Source organism: Pseudomonas spartinae, assembly GCF_965197125.1.
GTDB classification, from domain to species: domain Bacteria; phylum Pseudomonadota; class Gammaproteobacteria; order Pseudomonadales; family Pseudomonadaceae; genus Aquipseudomonas; species Aquipseudomonas composti_A.
Genome location: NZ_CBDAMB010000001.1, coordinates 205,517 through 231,336, shown reverse-complemented (window position 1 = coordinate 231,336; position 25,820 = coordinate 205,517). Strand labels below are relative to the sequence as shown.

Annotated in this window: 24 protein-coding genes; 11 read left to right on the top strand and 13 right to left on the bottom strand. The window is 60.8% G+C overall.

Annotation, left to right across the window (positions count from 1 at the left end; translation table 11 throughout):
• Positions 1 to 121: 121 nt before the first annotated feature.
• Positions 122 to 400, bottom strand: coding sequence for a 30S ribosomal protein S20 (rpsT, locus tag ACN8M7_RS01115; protein WP_003243036.1), 279 nt, complete (start codon positions 398 to 400; stop codon positions 122 to 124).
• A 191-nt stretch (positions 401 to 591) separates the two neighbouring features.
• On the opposite strand from rpsT, the gene murJ reads away from it, so the two are divergent.
• The 6 genes from murJ (at position 592) to ispH (ending at position 8,005) form a co-directional block, all read left to right on the top strand.
• Positions 592 to 2,127 carry a murein biosynthesis integral membrane protein MurJ gene (murJ, locus tag ACN8M7_RS01110; protein WP_061240646.1) on the top strand — a complete coding sequence of 512 codons (1,536 nt, stop codon included), beginning with the start codon at positions 592 to 594 and terminating at the stop codon, positions 2,125 to 2,127.
• A 78-nt stretch (positions 2,128 to 2,205) separates the two neighbouring features.
• Positions 2,206 to 3,156 carry a bifunctional riboflavin kinase/FAD synthetase gene (gene ribF, locus ACN8M7_RS01105; protein WP_490259497.1) on the top strand — a complete coding sequence of 317 codons (951 nt, stop codon included), beginning with the start codon at positions 2,206 to 2,208 and terminating at the stop codon, positions 3,154 to 3,156.
• Positions 3,153 to 5,987: an isoleucine--tRNA ligase gene (ileS, locus tag ACN8M7_RS01100; RefSeq protein WP_490259496.1), complete on the top strand. Its 2,835-nt coding sequence runs from the start codon at positions 3,153 to 3,155 to the stop codon at positions 5,985 to 5,987. The genes ribF and ileS overlap by 4 nt, the downstream gene beginning before the upstream one ends.
• On the top strand, positions 5,980 to 6,489 hold the full coding sequence (gene lspA, locus ACN8M7_RS01095) for a signal peptidase II (protein WP_061240649.1): 510 nt from the start codon (positions 5,980 to 5,982) through the stop codon (positions 6,487 to 6,489). The genes ileS and lspA overlap by 8 nt, the downstream gene beginning before the upstream one ends.
• The gene (locus ACN8M7_RS01090; RefSeq protein ID WP_490259495.1) at positions 6,486 to 6,923 is read left to right on the top strand and encodes an FKBP-type peptidyl-prolyl cis-trans isomerase; all 438 of its coding nucleotides are present in this window, start codon (positions 6,486 to 6,488) and stop codon (positions 6,921 to 6,923) included. The genes lspA and ACN8M7_RS01090 overlap by 4 nt, the downstream gene beginning before the upstream one ends.
• Positions 6,924 to 7,060: 137 nt before the next feature.
• A complete protein-coding gene (gene ispH / locus ACN8M7_RS01085) occupies positions 7,061 to 8,005 on the top strand; it encodes a 4-hydroxy-3-methylbut-2-enyl diphosphate reductase (protein ID WP_061240651.1) in 945 nt (314 codons plus the stop codon).
• Between the two features lie 57 nt (positions 8,006 to 8,062).
• Here the strand turns inward: ispH and ACN8M7_RS01080 are convergent, their stop codons facing one another.
• The 8 genes from ACN8M7_RS01080 to ACN8M7_RS01045 all read right to left on the bottom strand — a co-directional run bounded on the left by ACN8M7_RS01080 (position 8,063) and on the right by ACN8M7_RS01045 (position 16,306).
• A complete protein-coding gene (locus ACN8M7_RS01080; protein WP_061240652.1) occupies positions 8,063 to 8,503 on the bottom strand; it encodes a type IV pilin protein in 441 nt (146 codons plus the stop codon).
• Positions 8,503 to 12,849, bottom strand: a complete 4,347-nt coding sequence (locus ACN8M7_RS01075) for a PilC/PilY family type IV pilus protein (protein ID WP_490259494.1) — start codon at positions 12,847 to 12,849, stop codon at positions 8,503 to 8,505. Before ACN8M7_RS01075 ends, ACN8M7_RS01080 begins: the two co-directional genes overlap by 1 nt.
• Before the next feature lie 16 nt (positions 12,850 to 12,865).
• The gene (locus ACN8M7_RS01070; protein WP_061240654.1) at positions 12,866 to 13,189 is read right to left on the bottom strand and encodes a hypothetical protein; all 324 of its coding nucleotides are present in this window, start codon (positions 13,187 to 13,189) and stop codon (positions 12,866 to 12,868) included.
• A gap of 11 nt (positions 13,190 to 13,200) precedes the next feature.
• Entirely contained in the window at positions 13,201 to 13,734 is a 534-nt protein-coding gene (locus ACN8M7_RS01065) for a pilus assembly PilX family protein (protein ID WP_061240655.1), read from the bottom strand.
• An 11-nt stretch (positions 13,735 to 13,745) separates the two neighbouring features.
• Positions 13,746 to 14,585, bottom strand: coding sequence for a PilW family protein (locus tag ACN8M7_RS01060; protein WP_061240656.1), 840 nt, complete (start codon positions 14,583 to 14,585; stop codon positions 13,746 to 13,748).
• On the bottom strand, positions 14,582 to 15,139 hold the full coding sequence (pilV, locus tag ACN8M7_RS01055) for a type IV pilus modification protein PilV (RefSeq protein ID WP_490259493.1): 558 nt from the start codon (positions 15,137 to 15,139) through the stop codon (positions 14,582 to 14,584). The genes ACN8M7_RS01060 and pilV overlap by 4 nt, the downstream gene beginning before the upstream one ends.
• A gap of 16 nt (positions 15,140 to 15,155) precedes the next feature.
• Entirely contained in the window at positions 15,156 to 15,671 is a 516-nt protein-coding gene (locus ACN8M7_RS01050; protein WP_061240658.1) for a GspH/FimT family pseudopilin, read from the bottom strand.
• A gap of 110 nt (positions 15,672 to 15,781) precedes the next feature.
• The gene (locus ACN8M7_RS01045) at positions 15,782 to 16,306 is read right to left on the bottom strand and encodes a GspH/FimT family protein (protein WP_082768088.1); all 525 of its coding nucleotides are present in this window, start codon (positions 16,304 to 16,306) and stop codon (positions 15,782 to 15,784) included.
• An 85-nt stretch (positions 16,307 to 16,391) separates the two neighbouring features.
• Here ACN8M7_RS01045 and thiO point away from each other — a divergent pair, with 85 nt between their 5' ends.
• The gene (gene thiO, locus ACN8M7_RS01040; protein ID WP_490259492.1) at positions 16,392 to 17,489 is read left to right on the top strand and encodes a glycine oxidase ThiO; all 1,098 of its coding nucleotides are present in this window, start codon (positions 16,392 to 16,394) and stop codon (positions 17,487 to 17,489) included.
• Positions 17,490 to 17,504: 15 nt separating this feature from the next.
• Here the strand turns inward: thiO and ACN8M7_RS01035 are convergent, their stop codons facing one another.
• From ACN8M7_RS01035 to ACN8M7_RS01020, 4 genes are all read right to left on the bottom strand, one after another.
• Entirely contained in the window at positions 17,505 to 18,845 is a 1,341-nt protein-coding gene (locus tag ACN8M7_RS01035; RefSeq protein ID WP_061240659.1) for a sigma-54-dependent transcriptional regulator, read from the bottom strand.
• 2 nt (positions 18,846 to 18,847) lie between these two features.
• Complete coding sequence (locus ACN8M7_RS01030; RefSeq protein WP_490259491.1) at positions 18,848 to 20,440, bottom strand: sensor histidine kinase; 1,593 nt, start codon at positions 20,438 to 20,440, stop codon at positions 18,848 to 18,850.
• Positions 20,430 to 20,666 (bottom strand): PP0621 family protein, encoded by a 237-nt coding sequence (locus tag ACN8M7_RS01025; protein WP_490259490.1) that lies wholly within the window; start codon positions 20,664 to 20,666, stop codon positions 20,430 to 20,432. Before ACN8M7_RS01025 ends, ACN8M7_RS01030 begins: the two co-directional genes overlap by 11 nt.
• A 180-nt stretch (positions 20,667 to 20,846) precedes the next feature.
• Positions 20,847 to 21,839, bottom strand: coding sequence for an outer membrane protein assembly factor BamD (locus ACN8M7_RS01020; protein WP_061240662.1), 993 nt, complete (start codon positions 21,837 to 21,839; stop codon positions 20,847 to 20,849).
• Between the two features lie 138 nt (positions 21,840 to 21,977).
• Here ACN8M7_RS01020 and rluD point away from each other — a divergent pair, with 138 nt between their 5' ends.
• From rluD to ACN8M7_RS01000, 4 genes are all read left to right on the top strand, one after another.
• Positions 21,978 to 22,952, top strand: coding sequence for a 23S rRNA pseudouridine(1911/1915/1917) synthase RluD (gene rluD / locus ACN8M7_RS01015; protein WP_490259489.1), 975 nt, complete (start codon positions 21,978 to 21,980; stop codon positions 22,950 to 22,952).
• Positions 22,949 to 23,680: a peptidoglycan editing factor PgeF gene (gene pgeF / locus ACN8M7_RS01010; RefSeq protein WP_490259488.1), complete on the top strand. Its 732-nt coding sequence runs from the start codon at positions 22,949 to 22,951 to the stop codon at positions 23,678 to 23,680. Before rluD ends, pgeF begins: the two co-directional genes overlap by 4 nt.
• A 327-nt stretch (positions 23,681 to 24,007) precedes the next feature.
• A complete protein-coding gene (locus ACN8M7_RS01005; protein ID WP_490259487.1) occupies positions 24,008 to 24,598 on the top strand; it encodes a TetR/AcrR family transcriptional regulator in 591 nt (196 codons plus the stop codon).
• A gap of 27 nt (positions 24,599 to 24,625) precedes the next feature.
• Positions 24,626 to 25,735, top strand: a complete 1,110-nt coding sequence (locus tag ACN8M7_RS01000) for an NADH:flavin oxidoreductase (protein ID WP_490259486.1) — start codon at positions 24,626 to 24,628, stop codon at positions 25,733 to 25,735.
• The last annotated feature ends 85 nt before the right edge of the window (positions 25,736 to 25,820 follow it).

The window sequence follows — 25,820 nt, the reverse complement described above, 5'->3', positions numbered from 1 at the left end:
CCAAAATATGCGAAGAACCTTTTTTATGGCCTGTCATCCGTGGCGGCCACCTTTGCGCATACGGAATGCAGGGCAATAAAAAACCGGCCTCTAGGGCCGGTTTTTCAAGAACCTGTCGCGATTAGGCGGCAGCAGCTTCGCCCAGCGCCTTGATGTGCGCGTTCAGGCGGCTCTTGTGACGAGCGGCTTTGTTCTTGTGGATGATGCCTTTGTCAGCCATGCGGTCGATGACCGGAACAGCTGCGGTGTAAGCGGTTTTGGCAAGCTCGAGATCTTTGGCAGCAATAGCCTTGACCACGTTCTTGATGTAGGTACGAACCATCGAGCGCAGGCTGGCGTTATGGCTACGGCGCTTCTCAGCCTGTTTGGCGCGTTTTTTGGCAGAAGGTGAGTTGGCCACCGTCAAGCTCCTCGAAAACTGGGGGGTTTACACAAATTAAGGCCGCGAATCATGCCGACATGACTATCAGCTGTCAAGTCCGCGGGTGCTTTTAGCTGCTGGCCTGACCAGCGGTGGCTCGCTACACTCGACGCCCTCGTTGGCGGCGGATTGTCCGCTAATGCACCTCTTTATGGAAGCTGAAATACCCCATGAATCTGCTCAAGTCCCTGGCTGCCGTCAGCTCCCTGACCATGGTGTCTCGCGTGCTGGGGTTCGTGCGCGACACGATCATCGCCCGCACCTTCGGGGCTGGCGTGGCGTCGGATGCCTTCGTGGTGGCGTTCAAGTTGCCCAATCTGCTGCGCCGCATCTTCGCCGAAGGCGCCTTCTCCCAGGCCTTCGTGCCCATTCTGGCCGAATACAAGATGCAGCAGGGCGAGGAGGCGACGCGCACCTTCATTGCCTACGTTTGCGGTTTGCTGACTCTGGTGCTGGCGTTGGTCACGGCGCTTGGCGTGCTGGCCGCTCCCTGGATCGTCTGGGCCACGGCGCCAGGTTTTGCCGATGAGGCGCAGCGCTTCGAGCTGACGGTCGACCTGCTGCGGGTGACCTTTCCTTATATATTGCTGATCTCCCTGTCATCGCTGGCTGGCGCCATCCTCAATACCTGGAACCGCTTCTCGGTGCCGGCATTCGTGCCGACCCTGCTCAACGTCAGCATGATCGTCTTCGCGCTGTTCCTGACGCCTTATTTCGACCCGCCCATCATGGCCCTGGGGTGGGCGGTGCTGGTCGGCGGCCTGGCTCAACTGCTCTGGCAGCTGCCACACCTGAAGAAGATCGGCATGCTGGTGCTGCCGAGGCTGAATTTCGGCGACATGGGCGTCTGGCGAGTACTCAAGCAGATGGGGCCGGCGATCTTCGGGGTGTCGGTGAGTCAGATTTCGCTGATCATCAACACCATCTTCGCCTCCTTCCTGGTGGCGGGCTCGGTGTCCTGGATGTATTACGCCGATCGCCTGATGGAGCTGCCATCGGGCGTGCTGGGCGTGGCGCTGGGTACCATCCTGTTGCCGGCTCTTTCCAAGACCTATGCCAGTCGTGATCGCGAGGAATATCGCCGTCTGCTCGATTGGGGCCTGCGCCTGTGCTTCTTGCTGGTACTGCCCAGTGCGCTGGCGCTGGCGGTGCTGGCCGAGGCGCTGACCGTGTCGCTGTTCCAGTACGGCAAGTTCACTGCCACTGATGCCGTGATGACCCAGCAGGCGCTGATCGCCTACTCCATCGGCCTGCTCGGCATCATTCTGGTGAAGATTCTCGCGCCCGGTTTCTATGCTCAGCAGAACATCAAGACACCGGTAAAGATCGCTGTCGTGACCCTGGTGTTCACCCAGCTGATGAACCTGGTGCTGATCGGTCCGCTGGCTCATGCTGGTCTGGCGCTGGCGATCAGCCTGGCGGCCTGTCTCAACGCCGGCCTGCTCTACTGGCAGCTGCGCCGTGCCGATATCTTCCAGCCGCTGCCGGGCTGGGGCGTGTTCCTGTTCAAGCTGGCGGTGGCGGTGGTAGTGATGGTCGCCGTGCTGCTGGGCCTGCTGCAGATCATGCCGGCCTGGGCGGAAGGGGAGATGTTCGTGCGTCTGCTGCGCCTCGGCGCGCTGGTGGCGGCTGGCCTGGTCGCCTACTTCGGCATGCTGCTGCTGCTGGGCTTCCGTCCTCGCGACTTTGCCCGTCGGGCTTTGTAGGGTTCCTGGCGTCGCGATGCCTGTTGTGCATGGCGCGCTGTGCGTATAATCGGCCACTTTGTGAACAAGAAGCGTGCTATGCAGCTGGTTCGAGGTCTTCATAACCTGCAGCCCCAGGCGCGGGGCTGTGTGGTCACCATCGGTAATTTCGACGGCGTTCATCGTGGGCACCAGGCCATTCTGGCGCGCCTGCGTGAGCGCGCCACGGAATTGGCCGTGCCCAGTTGCGTGGTGATCTTCGAGCCTCAGCCACGTGAGTTCTTCGGCCCGGACACCGCTCCGGCGCGCCTGACTCGTCTGCGCGACAAGCTCGCTCTGCTGGCTGCCGAAGGCGTCGACATGGTGCTGTGCCTGGCGTTCAACCGCCGGCTGCGGGAGTTGTCTGCGGCCGAGTTCGTGCAGCGCGTGCTGGTCGATGGGCTCAAGGTCAAGGACCTGGAGATCGGCGACGATTTCCGCTTCGGTTGCGACCGGGCCGGTGACTTCGAATTTCTCAAGGCGGCTGGAATGCGTCATGGCTTCAGTGTCGATGCCTCGACCACGGTTGAGGTTCGCGGTGGCCGGGTCAGCAGCACCCGTGTGCGCCAGGCGCTGGCTGATGGCGATTTCGACTTGGCCGAAGCCTTGCTCGGCCGGCCGTTTCGCATCGCCGGGCGCGTATTGCACGGGCAGAAGCTCGGCCGCCAGCTCGATGCTCCGACTGCCAATATCCAGCTCAAGCGGCGCAAGGTACCGCTGACCGGCGTCTACCTGGTGAGCTGTGAGATCGATGGCGTGATCCAACCGGGCGTCGCCAATATCGGCGTGCGACCCAGCGTTGCCGGTGACGGCAGTGCCCATCTGGAAGTGCACCTTCTGGATTTTGCCGGCGATCTGTATGGCCGGCGCCTCTCGGTGGCTTTCCACCACAAGCTGCGTGATGAGCAGCGTTTCGCCTCGCTGGAGGCTTTGAAGGCGGCGATTGCCGCCGATATTGCAACTGCCCGTGAATATTGGCAGAGCCACTCGCTGATGAAGAGTCCGACATGACCGATTACAAAGCCACGCTGAACCTGCCCGATACCCCCTTCCCGATGAAGGCTGGCCTGCCGCAACGCGAGCCGCAGACCCTGCAGCGCTGGATTGATATTGGCCTGTACGAGAAGCTGCGCAAGGCCGGCGAAGGCCGCCCGAAATTCGTGCTGCACGATGGCCCGCCCTACGCCAACGGCAGCATTCACATCGGCCACGCGCTGAACAAGATCCTCAAGGACATCATCACCCGCTCCAAGACCATGGCCGGCTTCGATGCGCCGTACGTGCCGGGCTGGGACTGCCATGGCCTGCCGATCGAGCACAAGGTCGAAACCACCTTCGGCAAGAACCAGCCGGCCGATCTGACCCGCGAGCGCTGCCGTGCCTACGCCACCGAACAGGTGGAGGAGCAGAAGGCCGGCTTCATCCGTCTTGGCGTACTGGGTGACTGGGACAACCCGTACCTGACCATGAACTTCGCCAACGAGGCCGGCGAAATCCGTGCCCTGGCGGAAATGGTCAAGAACGGCTTCGTGTTCAAGGGCCTCAAGCCGGTCAACTTCTGCTTCGATTGCGGCTCGGCACTGGCCGAGGCCGAAGTCGAGTACATGGACAAGAAGTCCGAAGCCATCGACGTGGCCTTCCCGGTCGCCGATGCCGACAAGCTGGCCGCCGCCTTCGGTCTGGCCAGCCTGAGCAAGCCCGCATCCATCGTTATCTGGACCACCACGCCCTGGACCATCCCGGCCAACCAGGCGCTGAACGTGCACCCGGAATTCACCTACGCCCTGGTCGACGTTGGTGATCGCCTGCTGCTGCTGGCCGAGGAAATGGTCGAAAGCTGCCTGCAGCGCTATGACCAGCAGGGTGAGGTGGTTGCCACCGCGCCGGGCGCGTCGCTGGACCTGATCAACTTCCGTCACCCGCTGTACGAGCGGCTGTCGCCGATCTACCTGGCCGACTACGTCGAGCTGGGTGCTGGTACCGGTATCGTTCACTCCGCGCCGGCCTACGGCGAAGACGACTTCCGTACCTGCAAGGCGTACGGCATGAGCAACGACGAGATTCTCAACCCGGTGCAGAGCAACGGCGTGTACGCCGAGTCGCTGCCGCTGTTCGGCGGCCAGTTCATCTGGAAGGCCAACCCGGCCATCGTCGCCAAGCTCGAAGAGGTCGGTGCGCTGCTCAAGCACGCCACCATCAGCCACAGCTACATGCACTGCTGGCGCCACAAGACGCCGCTGATCTACCGCGCCACCGCGCAGTGGTTCGTCGGCATGGACAGCCAGCCGAAGGAGGGTGGCACCCTGCGTGAGCGCTCCCTGGCGGCCATCGAGGAAACCAAGTTCGTCCCGGCCTGGGGCCAGGCGCGCCTGCACAGCATGATCGCCGGTCGTCCGGACTGGTGTATCTCGCGTCAGCGCAACTGGGGCGTACCGATCCCGTTCTTCACTCACAAGGAGAGCGGCGAGCTGCACCCGCGTACCGTCGAACTGATGGAGGAGGTGGCGGGGCGCGTCGAGCAGCAAGGCATCGAAGCCTGGTTCAAGCTGGACGCCGCCGAGCTGCTGGGCGCCGAGGCCGATCAGTACGACAAGAGTCGCGACACCCTGGACGTGTGGTTCGACTCCGGCACCACCCACTGGCACGTGCTGCGCGGCTCACACGCTGACCTGGCGCATAGCAGCGGTCCGGTGGCTGACCTCTATCTGGAAGGCTCCGACCAGCACCGTGGCTGGTTCCACTCGTCCCTGCTGACCGGTTGCGCCATCGACGGCCACGCGCCGTACAAGGAACTGCTGACCCACGGCTTCACCGTCGACGAGCAGGGCCGCAAGCAGTCCAAGTCGCTCGGCAACGTGGTTGCGCCGCAGAAGGTCATCGACAGCATGGGAGCCGACATCCTGCGCCTGTGGGTGGCCTCGACCGACTACTCCGGCGAAATGGCCGTCTCCGACCAGATCCTGCAGCGTAGTGCCGATGCCTACCGTCGCATTCGCAACACCGCGCGCTTCATGCTGGCCAACCTCAATGGCTTCAACCCGGCTACCGACCTGCTGCCGGCCGAGCAGATGCTCGATCTGGACCGCTGGGCCGTCGACGCCACCGCGCGCCTGCAGGACGAGCTGACCGAGGCCTACGGCGAGTACCGCTTCTGGAACGTGTATTCCAAGGTGCATAACTTCTGCGTGCAGGAGCTGGGCGGCTTCTACCTGGACATCATCAAGGACCGCCAGTACACCACCGCGCCGGAAAGCATCGCCCGCCGTTCCTGCCAGAGCGCGCTGTTCCACATCTGCGAGGCGCTGGTGCGCTGGGTCGCGCCGATCCTGGCGTTCACCGCCGAGGAAATCTGGCAGTTCCTGCCGGGCGAGCGCGCCGAGTCGGTGATGCTGGCCACCTGGTACGAAAACCTGGCGCGTCTGCCGCAAGGTTTCGAGCTGGACAACGCCTACTGGGAGCGCGTCATGGCGGTCAAGGGCGCGGTCAACAAGGAACTGGAGGCCATGCGTGCGAGCAAGGCCATCGGTGCCAGCCTGCAGGCGGAAGTCACCCTATTCAGTGACGACGCCCTGAGCGGCGATCTGGCCAAGCTCGGCGACGAGCTGCGCTTCGCGCTGATCACCTCGGCTGCTGCCACCGCGCCCCTGGCGGATGCGCCGGCCGATGCCGTCGCTACCGAGGTGCCGGGTTTGAAGCTGAAGATCGTCAAGTCTGCGCATGCCAAGTGCGGTCGTTGCTGGCACCTGCGCGCCGACGTCGGCAGCCACGCCGCGCATCCGGAGCTGTGCAGCCGCTGTGTGAGCAACATCGAGGGTGACGGTGAGGTGCGCAAGCATGCCTGATACCTCGCGCTTCGGGCATTTGCCCTGGCTGTTGCTGAGTGTGCTGATTCTGGTCGTCGACCGCGTCAGCAAGGACTTCTTCGAAGGCAGTCTGAGCATGTACCAGCGTATTCAGGTCATCCCTGATTACTTCGACTGGACCCTGGCCTACAACACCGGCGCGGCATTCAGCTTCCTGGCCGATGCCGATGGTTGGCAGCGTTGGTTCTTCGCCGCCATCGCGGTGGTGGTCAGCGTGGTGCTGGTGGTCTGGCTCAAACGCCTCAAGCGCCACGAGACCCTGTTGGCCGTGGCGTTGGCCATGGTCTTGGGCGGTGCGTTGGGTAATCTGTACGACCGCGTGGTGCTCGGTCACGTGGTCGATTTCATCCTGGTGCACTGGCAGAACCGTTGGTATTTCCCGGCGTTTAATCTCGCCGATAGCTTCATCACCATCGGCGCCATCCTGCTGGCGCTGGATATGTTCAAGAGCGACAAGTCCGCGAAGGAGGCTGCGCAATGACAGACTTACGCATCGGTCCGGACAGGGAAGTGACGCTGCATTTCGCCCTCAAGCTGGAAAACGGCGATGTGGTCGACAGCACATTCGACAAGCAGCCGGCGACCTTCAAGGTTGGCGATGGCAATCTGCTGCCGGGTTTCGAACAGGCGCTGTATGGCTTCAAGGCCGGCGACAAGCGTAGTGTGCAGGTGCAGCCGGAGCAGGGCTTCGGTCAGCCCAACCCGCAGAACGTGCAGATCATGCCGCGCAGCCAGTTCGAGGGCATGGAGCTTTCCGAAGGGTTGCTGGTGATCTTCAACGATGCCGCCAATACCGAGCTACCCGGCGTGGTCAAGGCGTTCGATGACAAGCAGGTCACCATCGACTTCAACCATCCGCTGGCCGGCAAGGTGCTGCAGTTCGATGTGGAAATCATCGAGGTCAAAGCGCTCTGACCTGCACCGCCGCTCCGTAGGAGCGGCTTCAGCCGCGAAGCTCTTCTTGCAGCCTGCACTGATCCCGCGCAGGCTGTATCTTCCGGGATCGACTCCGCATGTCTTTGCGATCCCCGATCAATACCGAGACAGCCAGCATGCATATCAAACTCGCCAATCCCCGCGGTTTCTGCGCCGGCGTTGACCGCGCCATCGAAATCGTCAACCGCGCTCTGGAAGTATTCGGCCCGCCCATCTACGTGCGTCATGAAGTGGTGCACAACAAGTTCGTGGTCGAGGACCTGCGTGCCCGCGGCGCGGTGTTCGTAGAAGAGCTGGACCAGGTGCCGGACGACGTCATCGTCATCTTCAGTGCCCACGGCGTCTCCAAGGCCGTACGCGACGAGGCCGAGCGCCGTGGCCTCAAGGTCTTCGACGCCACCTGTCCGCTAGTCACCAAGGTGCATATGGAAGTGGTGCGCTACAGCCGCGAGGGGCGTGAGTGCATCCTCATCGGTCACGAAGGCCACCCGGAAGTCGAAGGCACCATGGGCCAGTACGACGCCAGCAATGGCGGCGCTATCTATCTGGTGGAAGACGAGGCGGACGTCGCCGAGCTGCAGGTGCGCAACCCTGAGAACCTGGCGTTCGTCACCCAGACCACTCTGTCCATGGATGACACCAGCAAGGTGATCGACGCCCTGCGCGCCAAGTTTCCCGCCATCGGCGGCCCGCGCAAGGACGATATCTGCTACGCCACGCAGAACCGCCAGGACGCGGTCAAACAGCTCGCCAGCGAATGCGACGTGCTGCTGGTGGTCGGCAGCCCCAACAGCTCCAACTCCAACCGCCTGCGTGAGCTGGCCGAGCGTATGGGCACGCCGGCCTATCTGATCGACGGCGCCGAAGACATGCGTGCCGAGTGGTTCGAAGGTATGAAGGGTATTGGCATTACCGCTGGCGCCTCAGCCCCGGAGGTTTTGGTACGCGGCGTGGTGGAACAGCTGCGTGCGTGGGGGGCGGCGGGGGAGACGGAACTGGATGGGCGGCCGGAGAACATTACGTTCTCGATGCCGAAGGAGTTGAGGGTTAAGCACGTTTAGATATTGGTATAGAAACAGCAAAAAACCGGCTAGAAGCCGGTTTTTTATTTTGCTTGTCTACCAGCAGTTTTCAACTGTACCAGTGCCTGTTTCGGTCTTTATACCTTGACTGTTAAGCCCAAGGTTACCGCATTGCGCGTCGGCTGCTTGGGGGCCCACTGCAGTGGCAACAAGCCTCACGCAGCGGGCTAGTGGCGTGCCTGCCGCGCATGCTTCGGCAGCAATACTATACCTCCCTTCATCGCTAACTACTGGAGCGTTAGCTGCAATGCCCGGGAAGGCTAGCCCACCAACGCCTAGGTTGGTGGTATAGCTTTGATTCTGAGAATAGAAGCGCTCCTGAGCCTGCATGATCTGTGTCAGCTTTGCGTGACCGTCTGAGCGGCCTGCCTTGAGCAGGTACTGCTGATAGTTGGGGTAGGCGATGGCGGCTAGTACGCCGATTATCGCCACCACAATCATAAGTTCAATCAGTGTGAAGCCGCGCTGTTGTCGCATCAGTTTTCTCTCCAGTAGGTCGTGGATACTGGTGCGGGATTTTCGCAGAACTCTGTACCCTCCACGCAGCCGTCTGGCCCCGGTTTGTCGCCACCGCCAGCCCCCAAGCCGCCAATTTCCGAGCCGTTAACAATGTTCGGGGTGCCGTCATCGGAGAACACGATTGCTGGAGAGGGTGGAATCCCCGAGCGCACCAAGGCATAACTACGAATTGGCACCTCATTCTTGGTAAAGATCGCGCCGGCGTCGATCAGGCTAAGGGCGTAGGCTCGGCCGCGACCGACGTCTGGACCGCAGGTGGTGACGGTCTCACCTCGTGGACTGAATGTGTTGAACAGTACCGCGCCACGGAAGGACAAGGACGCAGAGAGTATTTTCTCGCCCTTTGGTAGGCGAAGGAACCAGCCCTTGCTATTGGCCAGCAACGATCGGTTAGGTACGTAACTGTTTCCAGGGGTCAGTTGAGCATAGAGAGTATTTATCTGATCGCGCAGTGCCGGCAGGCCATTGGTTTCATCGAGTGTTGCCAGTTGCGCCTGATCAACCAGGAACTGATAGGCTTCGAACTCCGTCAGGTCGTCGCCGTAGATCTCCTTGGCTGCGGCCAGCTGTTCCGGCGTGAGCAACCCTGAGCCTTGGTCATAGGCGGCGCTGGAGATCAGGTTGGCGTTCACCTGCGCTGCGTCAGACTGGGCGCGAAGGTCGTTGCGGGTGTTCTCCAGCTGTGCAATCAGCGCCACATTGCTGGTCAGGTTGGCCGCGTTATTCGCGAGCGCGGTGTTCTTGCTCGCCTCGTCGCGGGCCAGTAGGTCGGCCTCGTTTGGTGCCGGGGAGGCCGATCCGGTCAGGGCCTGCAATTCGGACAGTGCTTGGCTTATCGCGGTGTTGTCCCCTGCACTGATTGCGCTATTGAGCTGCGCTAGAGCGTCTTGCAGGGCAGTGCTGGTTTGGCCGTCATTGAGATCGTTGCGTTGATCCGCCTCGGGGCTAGCGGCATAGCTCTGGTTCAGGCCGTCCAGGTCGGCTTGTAGGTTGGTGATGGTCTCATCACTAGCAGAGGCCGCCTTGGCGTCGAGAAGCGCCTGCTCTTTATCGATAATGGCTTGGTAGAGGGTGCTCAGCCCACTTTGCAGACTGATTAGAGCACCGTAGCTTTCGGCTAGCGACTGGCTATAGGTGGACAGCGCTTGCTGTTTCGCTTCTGACTGATCGCGTGCACTTGAGGCGGCGTCGTAGGCAGTTTGAGCGTCACTAAGCGCCTGCAAGTTCTGTGGAGAGCTATCTGCGTCATAGGCTGCCTGAGCGGCATTACGATTGGCGAGCGCTGTATCGTAGGCGACTTGCTTGCTGGCCAGGTCGGCTTCGGCATCGGTACGCGCCTGCTGCATGGCTTTTAGGGTTTGCTGGCTTTCCAGTAGGCCTTGCTGCAACTTGTTCTGCTCAACGCTTTCGACCGCATGGGGTTGCAGGTAGGGGTCGGCGGCCATGATGGCGTCGATCTGGGCTTGAGTGTCATTGGCGCTACTATTCGCCTGCAGCATCGCGTTGTATGCCGCAGTGAAGCCGGACGAATCCTTGTAGGCGTTGAACACATCTCGAGCTGAGCCTACGGAAGCATTCAAGGCATTGATCTTGGCCTCGAGCTCCGCAATGTCCTCAAGTATCTTCGCAGCCTGGGCGTCTGTCAGGTCGACGCTGGATACGTCCACCAAGTCGCTCTCGGTCATGGTGGTGTAGGTGCTCGGTTTGTTGAAAACATTGGCATCTCGCAGCACGTAGAAACGATCGATGGTGTCCTCGTTGAGTGGGTGAGCGCGGTAGCCCGAACCGAGGGAGATTGTGAAGTAGGTCTTGCCGCCGCGTTCACGGATCAATGCCACGTCCGGCGTGCTGAAAAACCTACGATTACTCAGGGCTGTGTCACCGCCAAGGCTGGCGATACGGCCACCGGTTGCCAGGTTGGCTGCACCGGTGTTGGCATTGTTGATGTCGAAGCGGAAAACCTGCGCCCTGCTATCGGCTGCATACAGAATATCGGCTAGGCCATCTCCGTTGATATCGATGATCACCGGGTCAGCGGGCATGCTATGGGTCATGTTGGGCAGTTGCAGATTGGCTCCAGTTTCTGTTGTGTGGCCGGCTCGCCAGATCAACTTGCCGGTTTCAGCGTTGACGATATACAGGCTGTTGCCATAGCTGTCGTTCGCCAGCGGTGTATTGGGGCTGTCGTTGTCCTGCTGGGGATCGTAGCCGCCGCTGAAGATGAGCACCTTGGTCTTTGTACCGTTGACGTTGATGTCGGCCAGTTTGGGGGTGGACCAGGTCTGACCCAATTTTTCGAAGCCGGGAGTAGTGCCACCTTTGATCACCCATTTCATTGCAGGAGCGCTTATTGTGCCGACATCCAGCGCATAGTAATTGCGGCCCCCGCGGCGCATGCCGGCGTAAAGAATGCTCTTGGCGATATCACGAGTTTTGGTCGCAGTGTTGAGTGCGCCGTATTCAACCCAGAGGTTGAACTGACCGTCCATACCATAGCGCTTGTTCTCGGAGCCCTTGGGGTCGCGGTAATAGGCATCGAGGTTGGGCAGCAGCTCTTTCGGAATGAACGCGAACTGTTCTTCGCCAGTCTTGGGGTCGACGGCATGGATGAAGCCCTCATTGGTGCCGAAGAACATATAGAGCTGTTCGGGGGATGTCGTTTCACCCTTCTTGGCTTTTTCGACGCGCAGGAGGTCCTCATCGGTCTTGTAGGCTACCAGGCGAGGTTCGTTGTGCAGCACATCAGCCAGTTGCTGGCGCGCTTGGTCTCCATCGTCAGGATCCAGACCGCGCCCCCACTTGATGGCGCGCTCTCTTGCGGTGGCGCTAGTGACGCCCATGAGGGCATTGGTAATGGCGTTATTGCCCGTGGTCAGAGCATACGCGCTAGTGCTCAGTAGCACGCTGCCGGTAACCCCCGCGCTGGCCGTCGGGGAGCGGTCGGCAGCTGTCCAGGTGTAGATGTTGCGACTGCTAGGGCTGCTCAGCATACCGGCTACACCGCCCTTGGCCACATCTCTGCCGTCAAGCGATGACCAATAACTGGACGCACTTTCTTTGAAGAAGCCCGTTGCTTCGTCGACTGCCGGTTGACCGTTCTTGTCGACGATCTGTGCTGCAACGGTTTTGCCTTGTGCATCGGTGTTCTCGGGCTTGAGTGTGTAGCGTTTGACGTTGCCGACCCAGCGCGCACCCTCGGCCGGGCGAAACAGCGCGTAATAGAGGTCATTGCGGAAGCCCAGGTTGTTATATGCACTCACCGCGACACTGGGGGTGGCGAAGGTGGTGTTCTCGGCCAGGATTTCCACCAAGATCGACTTGAGCGCCGATACCAGACCGGAGGTGTTGTCTGTGGTGAAATAGCGACCGTTGCCAGCAGTGGCAGTATTCTGCAGTAGCGTCTGGTTGGTGGTGAAACCGATGGTGTAGGTACTGATGGTCTGTTTGCCCGGCTGGCTGCTGCTAACGTCTTGGTTGGCCAGGTGCTCTGCAAGATGAGGCATGCATTGGCCATTACCGCTACCACAGCTGCTCGCGAGATATTGAGAATTCGCTGCGCCAGGAGTGTTGACCAGTGCTCGGATATCCGCGTTGGCAGAGTTATCAGATGTCGGCGCTCCGTCAGTCAGCAGGATGATATTGCTTTTCTGGCAGGAGTATTCAATGGGGGATTTATAATTGTTTCCATTCTTTGATGCAGCTACGCTCGGGTAGCTAGTTCTGTATCCGCCGCTGCCGTTGTCATTCTCAAATGCTGCCCATGTGTTATTTCCAAATTTTGGTCGTAGGCCCTTCATGTATAGGGCTGCTTCATAGTAACTTTCAGAAAGAGGTGTGTTTGAGTATGCGTACAGTCTGTTTAGTTCTGTTTTGAATGCTTGCGCGTTACTGCTGACACGTGCTAGCGGAATAGCAACCATCCCGCCTTCATATGAGTTAGAGGAGTCGAAGTGCATTAGTCCGATGTTTACATCGTCACTTAAGCGCAGTTCTTCTATGAGCTGATTGGTTACATCTTTTACGACCTGAAGGCGTGTCTGCTCGTAAGTTCTATTCCTACCACTGCCTTTGGTAACACAACGGTTTCGAATGTCTCGATCCGCGATGGCACAAGTCGTGCCAGGAACTGCAGAGTCCATGGATCCAGAGTTATCGATGACAAACATCAGGTTGGGGCGAACCTGCTGGTCTTCTGGCAGTTTTCGACTAACGTAGATTTCAGTGTCGTCTGCCAATGCAGTCTGAGCAGTTAGGCCAACATACATGAAGCTGCCGAGGACGAGTGAGAATGAGCGAATGTTCATATTCTATAGTGTCCTGTTACTTGGCGACGATTTCATGGATGGAGTCAATAGGTTTGTTCTGCAGAAAGACGGTCCCTTTCAGGGTTTGGCCATTCTGCAAGCTATCGGCCGTCATTCTTTGACCGTTGATATAAACAAAAGCGCCCGGTGCGAAGGGTAATAGACGAAGGGGGCATTCCGGGCAGGGGCGTAGTTCGCCGTAGGGGTGGCCGCCTGTCATACGAATGGTGGCTTCAATCATCTCTAGTGGGGTATAGCTGTTGATATCTTCCTCAGCATATACGCCAGCGTTCAAGGTCATGCCAATAGGTAGCATAAGAGCGGCTAAAAATTTGTACATATTGAGTCTCCCTAGCCCTTGGTATTCATGAAGACCAGGCCTTGCGACTGATCCGAATAGGCGCCGTTGTTCAGCTGCGAGCGGGTTTGCAATTCATAATCAGTGCATTCGAAGCGTTCGAGGCTTGCACCCGTGCAGAGACTTGGGCGGGTAAACCGCACCACGGTAAAACCGGGGGCAGGGATGGGAGTTTGCGTGTCTACCCCTCTGCCTGCAGTGCTGGCAGGAAGACCGAGCACCTGCAGCTGGGCGGCGGTAAGCGTTTTCGGATATCCGCCATCACCGTCGGAGTAACGGCCCGCGTTCAGCGCTTCCAGCAAAGGCATGCGACCAGAAAGGCTGCTATTGAATACCAGAAGTTCGGAGCGAATCTCGTTCTGGGCCAGCTGGAAAGTTTCGTTACGGAATTGCGAGTTACTGGCCATTCGCTCTTCCAAGGTAGAAAACTGCATGGCGGTAATGCCGGCGATTGTGAGCACGACCAGAAATACCAGTGCAACGATCAGGGTGGCACCGGTCTGACGGGATGGGGCTGTAATATTCATGGCGCCTGACCTCAAAGAGTGTTGCGTAACTTGATAGTGGTGGTGAATATCTGACGGGCTCTGCCGTCATCAAAAACTGCCGTCGGAGCAGCATCCAGCAATACATAGCGGCGCGCCGGGGCGGGCGGGTCTACGCGGTCGATCGAGTTGGCCAGGACGGCGATACGAACCGCTACGACGTCGTTCCAAGCGTTCAATGCGGTAACGCGGTCGGCAGACACATATTGGTTGACGTTATTGCGATCACCGCTGGTGCTGATTCCATACTGGATTTGCAGCGCATCCACCCCATCAATCAGCGGTGAAACACCGGGGCCTGCGACCCATTCGCCGGCGCCTTTGGTGAAGTTCCAAGACCTACAGCCAAGCGCGGAGGGAGCACCGTTGGCTCCAGGGATAATTTCAAAATGGTTGATTATCAGATCCGTATTGGCGGTGGAGCCGGTGAGGGTATTGCCCAGGCAATCTCGACGGGCGCCCTCGAGCATTCGTGGCTGCAATGCAAAACCAATGGTATCTGACGCGTTACCTGCCCCCTGAGAGCTGCAGACGCGTGGAGTATTACAGTTAGCGGCGCCAGGTGTCGCGATAGGGTTAGGTGGCGCGGTTGTTGAGTTGGCTGCTTCTACATAGCCGGCATGGCGTGCACTTTGAGCGATAAACTCCAGTGCAAAACGTCCGTTTTCTTGTAGGCGCGACGCTGCTTCGTTGCTGGCGTAAGTTTGCTTCGAGGAGAAAAATACCTGAATGACGCCAGTCAGCAGCAACATGCTGATGACCACAGCCACCAAGAGTTCGACAATGGAGAAGCCGCACTGCTTGGGGAGCTGAATGGACTCGCGATAGTTCATCGTTCAATCCTCAACTCAGTTGTGGCACCGTCGCTCGTAGCAGCATTGGGGGGGCTTCGGTTGAGCCAGTTCAGGCTCAGGTCGAGGCTGTTTCCGGCAGCAGTAGCGTCAACCAGATTGCCGACTGCTGGAGGAGTTATGAAGTCTCGGCTATTGAAGCGTGCGTCGATGGTGTTGAAGTTAGCAATTGCGGCATAGCTGCACTGTGCCTCCCAGGCATCGAAGGCCGCCATCTGAGAGGCATTACACTCGCTGGCGTTGACTTTAGCCCCGGTGCTTGGGTTGTAGTAGTCTGCACACATACGAGCGGGCAACACTGCACAGTTTTGCGCGGTGGCATATTCGGCTGCGGTACCATCCGGGTTGGCGCGCATGCGCTCGATGAAGTCTTGCATCAGCCAGACCGACTGTGAGCGTTGACCGCTGTCGGCAGTGCTTTGCAGCGAGCTAAGCTGCATGGCAGCGAGCCCCAGAAGGCCGACGGTGAATATCAGTAGAGCGACCAGTACCTCGATTAGCGAAGCGCCGCGCTGCGTGTATGAAGATGAGTTCATATGCATTCCTTGACTGTCAGCAGGCCGCGTCGCGCGTCGTTTTTTCAATTTCCGCTCGGCCGAGTGGGGTCAGCGTAATGCACCGAGCATTGTCGCCAGTAGACTTTAGATTTGGCGATGTCACTTTAAGAAATGCATTAACGTTGTTTGATGCGGCGCCGTTGCGGCGGAGAATCAGAACTGGTGGGTTGCCGATGCCCGAGCTGGTAATGCTCACGCCGTTGGTTGCGGCGAAGACCCGAATAACGTCCGCATGATTACAGTCATTGCCAATGGTGGCGGGGCCTATACACCAGCCATCGCTCCAGCCATTGGCGGTGCCTGTGCGTGGAATGACGCGAACATCTTGATTGAGCTTGAGTGCCTCGCTTCTGGCAAATGCAAGAGAAAGCATCATTTCATTCGCTTTAGAGCTTACGCGTTGTTTGATAGCGAAATCGGTGATAGCCGGCATAGCTATAGCCAGAATGATCCCCAGTATCACCAAGGTGATCATCAACTCGATAAGGGTGAATCCGTGTTGTCGCTTCATCTGGCTGAGTCCTTGCAATGTGCTTCACATCATTGCTGCTCATACCAAGCGCTTCAAGGGCAGTCGGGACGTCTGGTGGCTTTGTGGTGCCGAATGGTCGAGCGGTATGCTCATGGTGGGCAGCGTGCGCCTTCTTCCGATGTTTTTATCCGGCCTTGGCGACTGATTACTAATGCTCCTGCTTTCGCGCCGACTTTGGTCGGGCATAGGCTCATCGTGCCGTTACTGACGAACGTGACTCCCTGGCTGCTGAAATGGATTGAGTTATTCGGCAGCATTCCTCGCCAGTGCAGATTGATGCTGCTGGGCAGGTAGAGTGTGCTGATAATTTCTTCTCCCGGATCCAGGCGACGATTACCATTGCTATCGATAAAAGCGCTGATGCTTCCGCTCCAGCTTTGCCGGCAGATGCCTTGGTCTGATAGAGGGCAGAGAGTGGCCCGGCTCTGGTTGGTCATTGCCGTATAGCGGGCCTTACTGGTCATATGGAATAGTCCAGTTTTCAGGCTGTGCATCTGCTGGCGCTCTCGCCAGGCTGAGGAAGAGGGGACTGCCATGCCCATTAGCAAGCCGAGCACAGCCAGTGTTAGAAGTAGTTCGAGCAGGCTATAGCCCGCAATCTGGTTGGTTCTCATCCTGAGTCCCTTCTATTGCTGTCCCTGACATTTTTTAGATTAGAACAAACCCTAAGTTTTCCCAGTCGATCTGGAGTAATTGAATTTGTTGGATGTAATCGTGCTGGGTGGTGGCGCGCTGGGGCTGTTGTCGGCCCATATGCTGGCTTTGCGCGGTAAACAGGTGCTCCTTCTGGATCGTCAGGGTGTCGGCCGCGAATCCTCCTGGGCCGGTGGCGGTATCGTTTCTCCGCTCTACCCCTGGCGCTACAGCGCAGCGGTGACGGCGCTGGCGCATTGGTCGCAGGATTTCTATCCGGGCTTCGGTCGGCGGTTGCTGGATGAGACCGGGATCGATCCCGAGGTGCATGTCACCGGGTTGTACTGGCTGGATCTGGACGATGAGGCCGAAGCGCTGGCTTGGGCTGAGCGTGAAGGTCGGCCGCTGTTTTCGGTGGATGTGGCTGAGGCGTATCAGCGCGTGCCCGTTCTGGGGGATGGTTTTGCGCGTGCCATTCATATGCCGGGTGTGGCCAATGTGCGTAATCCCAGGTTGGTGAAGGCGCTGCGTGCGGCTTTGGCGGCGATGCCGAATGTGGAGTTGCGTGAGCACTGTCCTGTCACTGGCTTTATTCAGGGGGACGGACAGATCTGTGGTGTAACCACCGCAGAGGGTGAGGTTCGTGCCGAGCGTGTGGTTTTGGCTGCCGGGGCCTGGAGTGGTGAGTTGCTGGGGACGCTTGGTCTGGAATTACCCGTCGAGCCGGTCAAAGGACAGATGATTCTCTACAAGTGCGCCGAGGACTTTCTGCCCAGCATGGTGCTCGCCAAAGGTCGTTACGCGATCCCGCGGCGTGACGGGCATATCCTGATTGGCAGCACGCTGGAGTATGCAGGGTTCGACAAGACGCCGACCGATAACGCGCTGGATAGCTTGAAGGCTTCTGCCGAGGAGCTTTTGCCTGCACTCAAGGATGCCGAAGTGGTGGGGCATTGGGCCGGTTTGCGACCTGGCTCGCCGGAGGGCATTCCCTTTATCGGGGAGCTGCCTGCGCATCCCGGCCTATGGCTGAACTGCGGGCATTTCCGTAATGGACTGGTGCTGGCGCCGGCATCCTGTCAATTGCTGGCCGACCTGATGCTGGGGCGTGAGCCGATCATTGATCCTGCACCGTACGCGCCGGCCGGGCGGCTGGCGCAATAACCCAGCTGCTGGGCGTCAATCGATGCCCAGCTTCTTCAGTCGGTAGCGCATCGAACGGAAGGTCAGGCCGAGGCGCTGGGCGGCGGCCGTGCGGTTCCAGCGCGTCTCCTCCAGTGCCTGCATGATCAGCTTGCGTTCGATGTCTTCGAGGTAATCCTCCAGATTGTCGATCTGCGCCAGGCTGGCTTCGCCGGCTTCGCTGTTCGGGCCGCTGGCGTCGGCCAGGCGCAGGTCGCTGGGGGTGATCTGGTCGTCTTCGCACAGGGTGTAGGCGCGTTCGAGCATATTCTCCAGTTCGCGCACATTGCCCGGGAAGCGGTAGTTTTTCAGTTTCTCCAGCGCGTCGGGGTGCAGCTTGGCGGCGCAAAGGCCAGTGCCTTCGGCCAGGCGCGCGAGCATCACGCTGGCCAGTTGCGCGATGTCTTCACGCCGTTCGCGCAGCGGCGGGACGCGCAGTTCGATGACGTTGAGGCGGTAGTAGAGGTCCTGGCGGAAGCGGCCGGCAGCGACTTCGGCGGCGAGGTCCTTGTGGGTGGCGCAGAGAATGCGCACATCGACCACCACCTCCTGCTGGCCGCCGACGGCCCGCACGGCTTTTTCCTGAATCGCGCGCAGCAGTTTCACTTGCATCGGCAGCGGCAGGTCGGCGACTTCGTCGAGGAACAGCGTGCCGCCATTGGCCGCCTGGAACAGGCCCTGCTTGTCTTCGATGGCGCCGGTGAAGCTGCCTTTCTTGTGGCCGAAGAACTCGCTTTCCATCAGCTCCGAAGGGATCGCGCCGCAGTTGACCGGTACGAATGGCTGTTCCACGCGTGGGCCCTGTTCGTGAATCAGGCGGGCGACCAGTTCCTTGCCGCTGCCTGACTCACCGCTGATGTAGACCGGTGCCTGGCTGCGCGAGAGCTTCTGAATCTGTTTGCGCAGCGACTTCATGGGAGGCGAGTCACCCAGCAGGCGACTGTCTACCGGGGCTTCTTCTCCTTCGGGTGAGCGAATGCGCAGGGCGGTGGCGACCAGTTCGCGCAGGCGGCCCAGGTCCACCGGCTTGGTAAGGAAGTCGAAGGCGCCGGCCTTGAGCGAGTGGATCGCGGTATCCAGGCTGCCGTAGGCAGTGATCATCGCCACGGGAACCTGTGGGTGGCGCTGCTGGATGTGCTGCACCAGATCGAGGCCAGTGCCGTCGGGCAGGCGCATGTCGGTCAGGCACAGGTCGAAGGGTTCACGCGCCAGCCATTCGCGCGCTTCCTTGACGTTGCGGGCGCTGCGGGTGTCCAGCTTCATGCGTCCGAGGGTGATTTCCAGCAGTTCGCGGATATCGGGTTCGTCGTCGACGATCAGGGCTCTCTGACGGTTCATGTTCAGCTCAGTTTGCGCGGATGGGCGAAGGTGATGCGGAAGCAGCTGCCGCCTCCTTCACGAGGTTTATAGTCGAGGCGGGCCTGGTTGCTCTGGCACAGTTCGCGAGAGATATACAGGCCAAGGCCGGTGCCCTTGTTCTCGGTGGTGTAGAAGGGCTCGAAGATGTGCTGCTCCTGCTCGGGGGGCACGCCGGGGCCGTCATCGAGAATCTCCAGCACCGGCAGGTCGCTGGCTTCGTCACGGAACAGTCGCAGCCAGACCTGGCCGACTCGGTGCTTTTGTGCACTGTAGCGTAGGCCGTTCTGCACCAGATTGGTCAGTACCTGGGTCAGTTGGTGCGGGTCCATGCGCGTTTGCAGGCTGCCGCCCTGGGTTTCCAGGTGGATCTGCCGGTCAGTCGGTGCCGAGCTGCGGAACTCGCTGGCGAAGCGGTGCAGCCAGTATTTCAGGTCTAGCAGCTGTGGCTCGGCCTGGCGCCGACGCGAGAGTTGCAGCACGTTCTCGATCACCAGGTTCATACGCTTGGAGTGGTCCTGAATGATCTGCGCCAGGCGTTGATCAGGGCCTTGCAGGTCTTCGGACTCCTGCAGCAACTGGGCGGCGTGGCTGATCGCGCCCAGCGGGTTGCGGATTTCATGGGCGATGCCGGCAGTCAGGCGGCCGAGCGAGGCCAGTTTGAGCTGCTGCGCCTGCTGAGCGATCTGCGAGATGTCGTCGAGAAACACCAGGGTGTGCTGCTGGTCGCCGCGCTGCAGGGAAATGAAGCTGGGCTGCAGCATCGGGCCGTCGACCTGCGCTTGCAGGCTGTCCGGGCGCAGGGTCGGGTTGTGCAGCCACTGTTGCAGGCGTTTGACCAGTTCGGGGCAGTGCGGGTCGATGATTTTGCCGCTGAGTTCGCCACGCCCGAGCAGTTGCGTCGCCCCCTGGTTGGCCAGCAGCACGCGATGCTGGGTGTCGAGCACCAGAATGCCGGTGCGCATGCGTTGCAGGATCTGATCGTTGAGTTCTTCCAGGTTGGCGACATCGGCCGCGCGTTGTTCGGCCAGGCTTTCGCTGACCTGCAGGCGGCGGGTGATGCCCTGGATGAACAGGGCCCCGGCGAAGCACAGGGCACCGAGCGCGCCAGCCTGCACGTACTGCGCGGCCGCGGCGGGACGGCTCAGGCTGAGATAGAAGGTCAGGTAGATCAGTGCCATCGCGGCGATGGCGGCGATCAGCAGGCCGATGCGCCCACGCAGCAGGATGTTGGCGATGGCCACCGCCACCACCAGTAGGTTGCCGATGCCGCTGGGCGTGCCGCCAGCGGCGTAGAACAGCGCTGAGAGGAAGATCACGTCGACCAGCGCCAGGCTGAACAGCTGCATCAGGTGCTTGGGCCTGTGCACCAGTACGGCGATGAAGATATTGAGGATCAGGTAGACCCAGCTGCCGGTACGAAACAGCTCGATGTGCACGACATCCAGCAACTGCGAGTCGAGATTGCTGGAAATCAACAGAATCAGCGCCAGGCCGATGCTCAGGCGATAGAAGTGATAGAGCCTGAGGATGCGCCGTCCCTGAGTACCCGCTTGCAGGCTGAGGTCAGCGGTCACCGGTGTGCGGGCCTTGTTCGAGATGCGCCTGGCTGCAATACCACTGCTGACCCTGGTTCAGCGCCTGTGGCTTGGGCACGTGCACCCCGCAATGTGCGCAACGTACCATGGGGGCCGCGGCATCCTCGATGGGGCGAGTGCTTTTGGGTTTGCTGATGAAGCGGCGCCAGATCCAGATCGCAGCGAATATGATCGCGATCCAGAACAGCAGGCGAAAAAGACCCATGTTGTGCTCTTCTGTTCGTTTAAAGCCGGCAGTTTAGCCAAGCCGAGTGCATCGGCACAGTATCCACATGACAGCCTGTGCGCTGTTTCCTGGCTGCGCGGCTGTACTCGTTGCGATATCCACTCGAAAACGGGCAATAAAAAGGGAGGCCTTGGCCTCCCTTGTTTACTGTCAGCGCAATCAGTCGAACAGACCGAAGGTCAGATAGCTCCAGAACGAGCGCTTCTTGGCGGTTTCGCCGGTCTTGGCGTCCTGCTGCAGTTCGGCAGGAATCTGCTGCTCAGCGTCTTCGTACTGGCGGATCACGTCCTGGCTGGCGCGGGTTTCGCCCGGTGGCAGCGGCGTGTCGGTTTCGATCAGGCCGAGGGTGGCCTTGGCCAGCCAGGAGCGGTTGTCGGATTCTTCCTCGAGCGGGACGAACTCGCCGCTTTCCAGGCTCGGATGATCAGGGTAGTTGAGCTTGAGGGTTTCCAGGCTGGTGGCAGCCAGATCGTCCAGCGACAGGCGCTGATAGGCTTCGGTCATGATCGCCAGGCCGTCACCGACCGACGGAGTTTCCTGAAAGTTTTCCACCACGTAGCGGCCGCGGTTGGCGGCGGCGACATAGGCCTGGCGGGTCAGATAATAGTGGCCAACGTGTATTTCGTAGGCGGCCAGCAGGTTGCGCAGGTAGATCATGCGCTGCTTGGCATCGGGCGCGTAGCGGCTGGTCGGGTAGCGGCTGGTCAGTTGTGCGAACTCGTTGTAGGAGTCGCGCGCGGCGCCCGGATCACGCTTGGTCATGTCCAGTGGCAGGAAGCGCGCCAGCAGGCCACGGTCCTGATCGAAGGACGCCAGGCCCTTGAGGTAATAGGCGTAGTCGACGTTGGCGTGCTGTGGGTGCAGGCGAATGAAGCGCTCGGCGGACGACTTGGTGGCCTCCGGCTCGGCATTCTTGTAGTAGGCGTAGATCAGCTCCAGCTGCGCCTGCTCGGCGTAGCGACCGAACGGATAGCGCGACTCCAGCGCCTTCAGTTTGGCAATGGCCTGGGTGTAGCTGCGGTTGTCCAGGTCGGCCTGGGCCTGCTGGTACAGCTCCACCTCGCTGAGGTTTTCATCGACCTCCGGCTGCTTGGAAGAGCAGGCGGCGGTAAGGGCGAGGATGGCGATCAGCAGCAGGTGTTTCACTTGCATGGCGGCTTGCGTCCCTGTGACGGCCGCGCGGCCGTCCTGTTATGATGAGCGCCCCCGGAAAACCCTGGGGCAAAGACGCCGTATTTAACCACAAGCCTGTCGCCGAAACCAAAGGCCAGGCTCCCGCCGTTGCCGAAGATGACTTCTATAGATAAACAGCTGATCCAACTCCAGGCCATCGTTCCCTTTGAACAAGGCGGTCAACGCCTCGACCAGGTGGCTGCGCAGCTGTTTGGCGAGTACTCGCGTTCGCGGCTTTCCACCTGGATCAAGGACGGTCGCCTGACCGTCGATGGTGCCGTGGCACGCCCGCGCGATACCGTGCATGCCGGCTCGACCCTGGTGCTCGATGCCGAGCAGGAAGCGCAGGGCGAGTGGATCGCACAGGACATCGAGCTGAACATCGTCTACGAAGACGACCACCTGCTGGTAATCGACAAGCCTGCTGGGCTGGTCGTGCACCCGGCTGCCGGACACGCCGACGGCACCCTGCTCAATGCGCTGCTGCATCACGTGCCGGACATCATCAATGTGCCGCGTGCCGGCATCGTCCATCGTCTGGACAAGGACACCACCGGGCTGATGGTGGTGGCCAAGACCCTGCAGGCGCAGACCAATCTGGTCGAGCAACTGCAGAAGCGCAGCGTCAGCCGCATTTATGAATGCATCTGCATCGGTGTGATCACCGCCGGTGGCACCATCGACGCGCCCATTGGTCGCAGCTCCAGCCAGCGTCAGCGCATGGCGGTGACCGACGGCGGCAAGCCGGCGATCAGTCATTACCGCGTACTCGAACGCTATCGCTCGCACACCCATGTGCGGGTCAAGCTGGAAACCGGGCGTACCCACCAGATCCGCGTGCACATGAGTCATGTCGGCTATCCGCTGGTGGGCGATCCGGTTTACGCCGGGCGTTTCCGTATTCCGCCGGCTGCCAGCCAGAGCCTGGTGCAAAGCCTCAAGGAGTTTCCGCGTCAGGCCCTGCATGCGCGCTTTCTCGAGCTGGATCACCCGGCTACCGGTAAGCGCATGAAGTGGGAGTCGGCGCTGCCGGATGATCTGGTCTGGCTGCTGACCCTGCTGCGTCAGGATCGCGAGGCCTTCGTCGGGTGAGTACCCACGACTGGCTGACACCCGACTGGCCTGCGCCAGCCAATGTGCGCGCCTGCGTCACCACGCGTAGCGGCGGCGTCAGCGCTGCGCCGTACGAAAGCTTCAACCTGGGCGACCATGTCGATGACGACCCCGTTGCCGTGGCACGCAACCGTCAGCAGATGATCGATGTCCTGGGTTGCCAGCCGGCCTGGTTGCGCCAGGTGCATGGCATCGTCGTGGCGCCGGCGGACCCGGCGCAGGTCATCGAAGCCGATGGCAACTGGACGGCCACGCCCGGTATCGCCTGCACGGCGATGACTGCCGACTGCCTGCCGGCCTTGTTCTGCGACCGCGCCGGGACGCGCGTGGCGGCGGCCCATGCCGGCTGGCGCGGGCTAGCCGGTGGCGTACTGGAGGCGACCGTGCAGGTGCTGAACGTGGCGCCGCAGGAGCTGCTGGTCTGGCTTGGCCCGGCCATCGGTCCGGCCGCGTTCGAGGTAGGCGGCGAAGTGCGTGAGGCCTTCGTGCAACAGCATGCCGAGGCTGCCAGCGCATTCGTGCCCAGCGTCAATGCCGGCAAGTTCATGACGGATATCTACCAGCTGGCGCGCATTCGCCTGGCTGCCATCGGCGTTACCGCCGTCAGTGGTGGTGGCCTGTGCACCTACAACGACCCGCGGTTCTATTCCTATCGGCGCAGCGCCCGCACCGGGCGTTTCGCCTCGCTGATCTGGTTGCAACCCTGAGCGTAGGGTGGATCACGTTTTGTCGATCCACCAGAACAGCATTCTTCCAGTCCTTGTGTTCGTCCGGAAAATAGCTGGCAGAGCGGCCTGGGCGAGCTGTAGGACCGGCTTCAGCCGCGATGCATTTCGCGGCTAAAGCCGCTCCTACAGGTTTGTGGTTGCTTCATGTTCTGCGACTGGTTTTTTACCTGGTCGATCACGCCCCATAGCTCCCCACCTGGTATCCGCCTCGAAAGACCCGTCCATTCAGGTGTTCCGTTCTAACCCTCAATCACCAATATCAATAGTGCTGTGCCGAGCGAGACGACCGGTCATATGCTCGGCGCCATGAACAGCATTCGACTCGACAAGCGCGACCTGATCCTGAGCAAAGGCTCGGCGGTGATGACCCGGCGCGGCTATCACGGCACCGGCGTGCTGGAGATCGTCCAAGCGGCCGGGATTCCCAAGGGCAGCTTCTATCACTACTTCGCCAGCAAGGAAGACTTCGCCCTGCAGGCGTTGGCTTTCATCTATCGCCCGCGTCTGGCGCGATACGCCCAGGCGCTGAACGACCCAGCGCTGAGCCCGCGTGAGCGCATCCTTGGCTATTACCGTGAGCTGCTGGCGCACTTCGCCCGCCAGGATACGCCGCAGTACCACTGCTTCATCGGCAGCCTGAGTTTCGAAATGAGCGAGATGCTGCCGGCGATCGGCGCCGAAGTCGCGGCCATCCAGCAGGCCTCGGTGGACATCCTGCGCGGCTGCCTGGAGCAGGCGCAGGCCGCCGGTGAACTGCCGGCCGACGAGGACTGCGGCAACCTCGCCACCTTCATCAGCGACGCCTGGCAGGGCGTGCTCGCCCGCCTCAAGGTCGGCCGCAACCTGCAGCCGCTGCAAGCTTTCGTCACCCGCCTGGAGCGTTTGCTGCAGGCCTGATTACCCTTCAACCCCAGAGGAAAGATGATGAGCGCTCCCGTTCAAGCCCTGTTCGCCCCGTTCCGCCTCGGTAACCTGGAGCTGCCGACCCGTGTGGTCATGGCGCCGATGACCCGTTCGTTCTCGCCCGGTGGCGTACCCAATGCCCAGGTCATCGAGTACTACCGTCGCCGCGCGGCTGCGGGCGTGGGCCTGATCGTCACCGAGGGCACCACGGTCGGCCACAAGGCCGCCAATGGCTACCCGAACGTGCCGCGTTTCTACGGCGAAGAGGCCCTGGCCGGCTGGAAGCAGGTGGTCGACGCCGTACATGCCGAAGGCGGCAAGATCGTCCCGCAGCTCTGGCATGTGGGTAATGTGCGCAAGCTGGGCACCGAGCCGGATGCCAGCGTGCCCGGCTATGGGCCGATGGAGAAGGTCAAGGACGGTCAGGTGGTGGTGCATGGCATGACCCAGGCCGATATCGATGAGGTGATCGCCGCCTTCGCCCAGGCTGCGCGCGACGCCAAGGCCATTGGCATGGACGGCGTGGAGATCCACGGCGCCCACGGTTACCTGGTCGACCAGTTCTTCTGGGAAGGCAGCAACCAGCGCACCGATGGCTACGGTGGCGACCTGGCGGCGCGTTCGCGTTTCGCCATCGAGCTGATCCAGGCGGTGCGCGCGGCGGTCGGCCCGGACTTCCCGATCATCCTGCGTTACTCGCAGTGGAAGCAGCAGGACTACACCGCGCGTCTGGTGCAGACCCCGGAGCAGCTGGAAGCCTTCCTCAAGCCGCTGTCCGATGCTGGCGTGGACATTTTCCATTGCTCGACCCGCCGTTTCTGGGAGCCGGAGTTCGAAGGCAGCGACCTCAACCTGGCCGGCTGGACACGTAAGCTCACCGGCAAGCCGACCATCACCGTCGGCAGCGTCGGCCTGGATGGCGAGTTCCTGCAGTTCATGGTCAAGACCGACAAGGTGGCCGAGCCTGCCAGCCTCGAGAATCTGCTCGAGCGCCTGAACAAGCAGGAATTCGACCTGGTAGCGGTGGGGCGCGCGTTGCTGGTCGACCCGGACTGGGCGCTGAAGGTGCGCGAAGGTCGCGAGCAGGACATCCTGCCGTTCAGTCGCGAGGCGTTGACCACGCTGGTCTGAACCTGGCTTTCCAGGGCGCCGCGAGCCGGCGCCTGGTTTTCCCAGCCCCGGCACATCGGGGCTTTTTTATGGCTGCTGGTTGAGG

Excerpts from the sequence above, each read along its gene's own strand:
- ribF (WP_490259497.1), top strand. The coding sequence starts at position 2,206 with ATGCAGCTGGTTCGAGGTCTTCATAACCTGCAGCCCCAGGCGCGGGGC.
- ACN8M7_RS01020 (WP_061240662.1), bottom strand. The coding sequence starts at position 21,839 with ATGCAAGTGAAACACCTGCTGCTGATCGCCATCCTCGCCCTTACCGCC.
- rluD (WP_490259489.1), top strand. The coding sequence starts at position 21,978 with ATGACTTCTATAGATAAACAGCTGATCCAACTCCAGGCCATCGTTCCC.
- ACN8M7_RS01090 (WP_490259495.1), top strand. The coding sequence starts at position 6,486 with ATGACAGACTTACGCATCGGTCCGGACAGGGAAGTGACGCTGCATTTC.
- ACN8M7_RS01065 (WP_061240655.1), bottom strand. The coding sequence starts at position 13,734 with ATGAATATTACAGCCCCATCCCGTCAGACCGGTGCCACCCTGATCGTT.
- ACN8M7_RS01060 (WP_061240656.1), bottom strand. The coding sequence starts at position 14,585 with ATGAACTATCGCGAGTCCATTCAGCTCCCCAAGCAGTGCGGCTTCTCC.
- lspA (WP_061240649.1), top strand. The coding sequence starts at position 5,980 with ATGCCTGATACCTCGCGCTTCGGGCATTTGCCCTGGCTGTTGCTGAGT.
- pilV (WP_490259493.1), bottom strand. The coding sequence starts at position 15,139 with ATGAACTCATCTTCATACACGCAGCGCGGCGCTTCGCTAATCGAGGTA.
- ACN8M7_RS01005 (WP_490259487.1), top strand. The coding sequence starts at position 24,008 with ATGAACAGCATTCGACTCGACAAGCGCGACCTGATCCTGAGCAAAGGC.
- ispH (WP_061240651.1), top strand. The coding sequence starts at position 7,061 with ATGCATATCAAACTCGCCAATCCCCGCGGTTTCTGCGCCGGCGTTGAC.
- murJ (WP_061240646.1), top strand. The coding sequence starts at position 592 with ATGAATCTGCTCAAGTCCCTGGCTGCCGTCAGCTCCCTGACCATGGTG.
- ACN8M7_RS01050 (WP_061240658.1), bottom strand. The coding sequence starts at position 15,671 with ATGAAGCGACAACACGGATTCACCCTTATCGAGTTGATGATCACCTTG.
- ACN8M7_RS01045 (WP_082768088.1), bottom strand. The coding sequence starts at position 16,306 with ATGAGAACCAACCAGATTGCGGGCTATAGCCTGCTCGAACTACTTCTA.
- ACN8M7_RS01025 (WP_490259490.1), bottom strand. The coding sequence starts at position 20,666 with ATGGGTCTTTTTCGCCTGCTGTTCTGGATCGCGATCATATTCGCTGCG.
- ACN8M7_RS01075 (WP_490259494.1), bottom strand. The coding sequence starts at position 12,849 with ATGAACATTCGCTCATTCTCACTCGTCCTCGGCAGCTTCATGTATGTT.
- ACN8M7_RS01000 (WP_490259486.1), top strand. The coding sequence starts at position 24,626 with ATGAGCGCTCCCGTTCAAGCCCTGTTCGCCCCGTTCCGCCTCGGTAAC.
- ACN8M7_RS01035 (WP_061240659.1), bottom strand. The coding sequence starts at position 18,845 with ATGAACCGTCAGAGAGCCCTGATCGTCGACGACGAACCCGATATCCGC.
- ileS (WP_490259496.1), top strand. The coding sequence starts at position 3,153 with ATGACCGATTACAAAGCCACGCTGAACCTGCCCGATACCCCCTTCCCG.
- ACN8M7_RS01070 (WP_061240654.1), bottom strand. The coding sequence starts at position 13,189 with ATGTACAAATTTTTAGCCGCTCTTATGCTACCTATTGGCATGACCTTG.
- ACN8M7_RS01080 (WP_061240652.1), bottom strand. The coding sequence starts at position 8,503 with ATGCGACAACAGCGCGGCTTCACACTGATTGAACTTATGATTGTGGTG.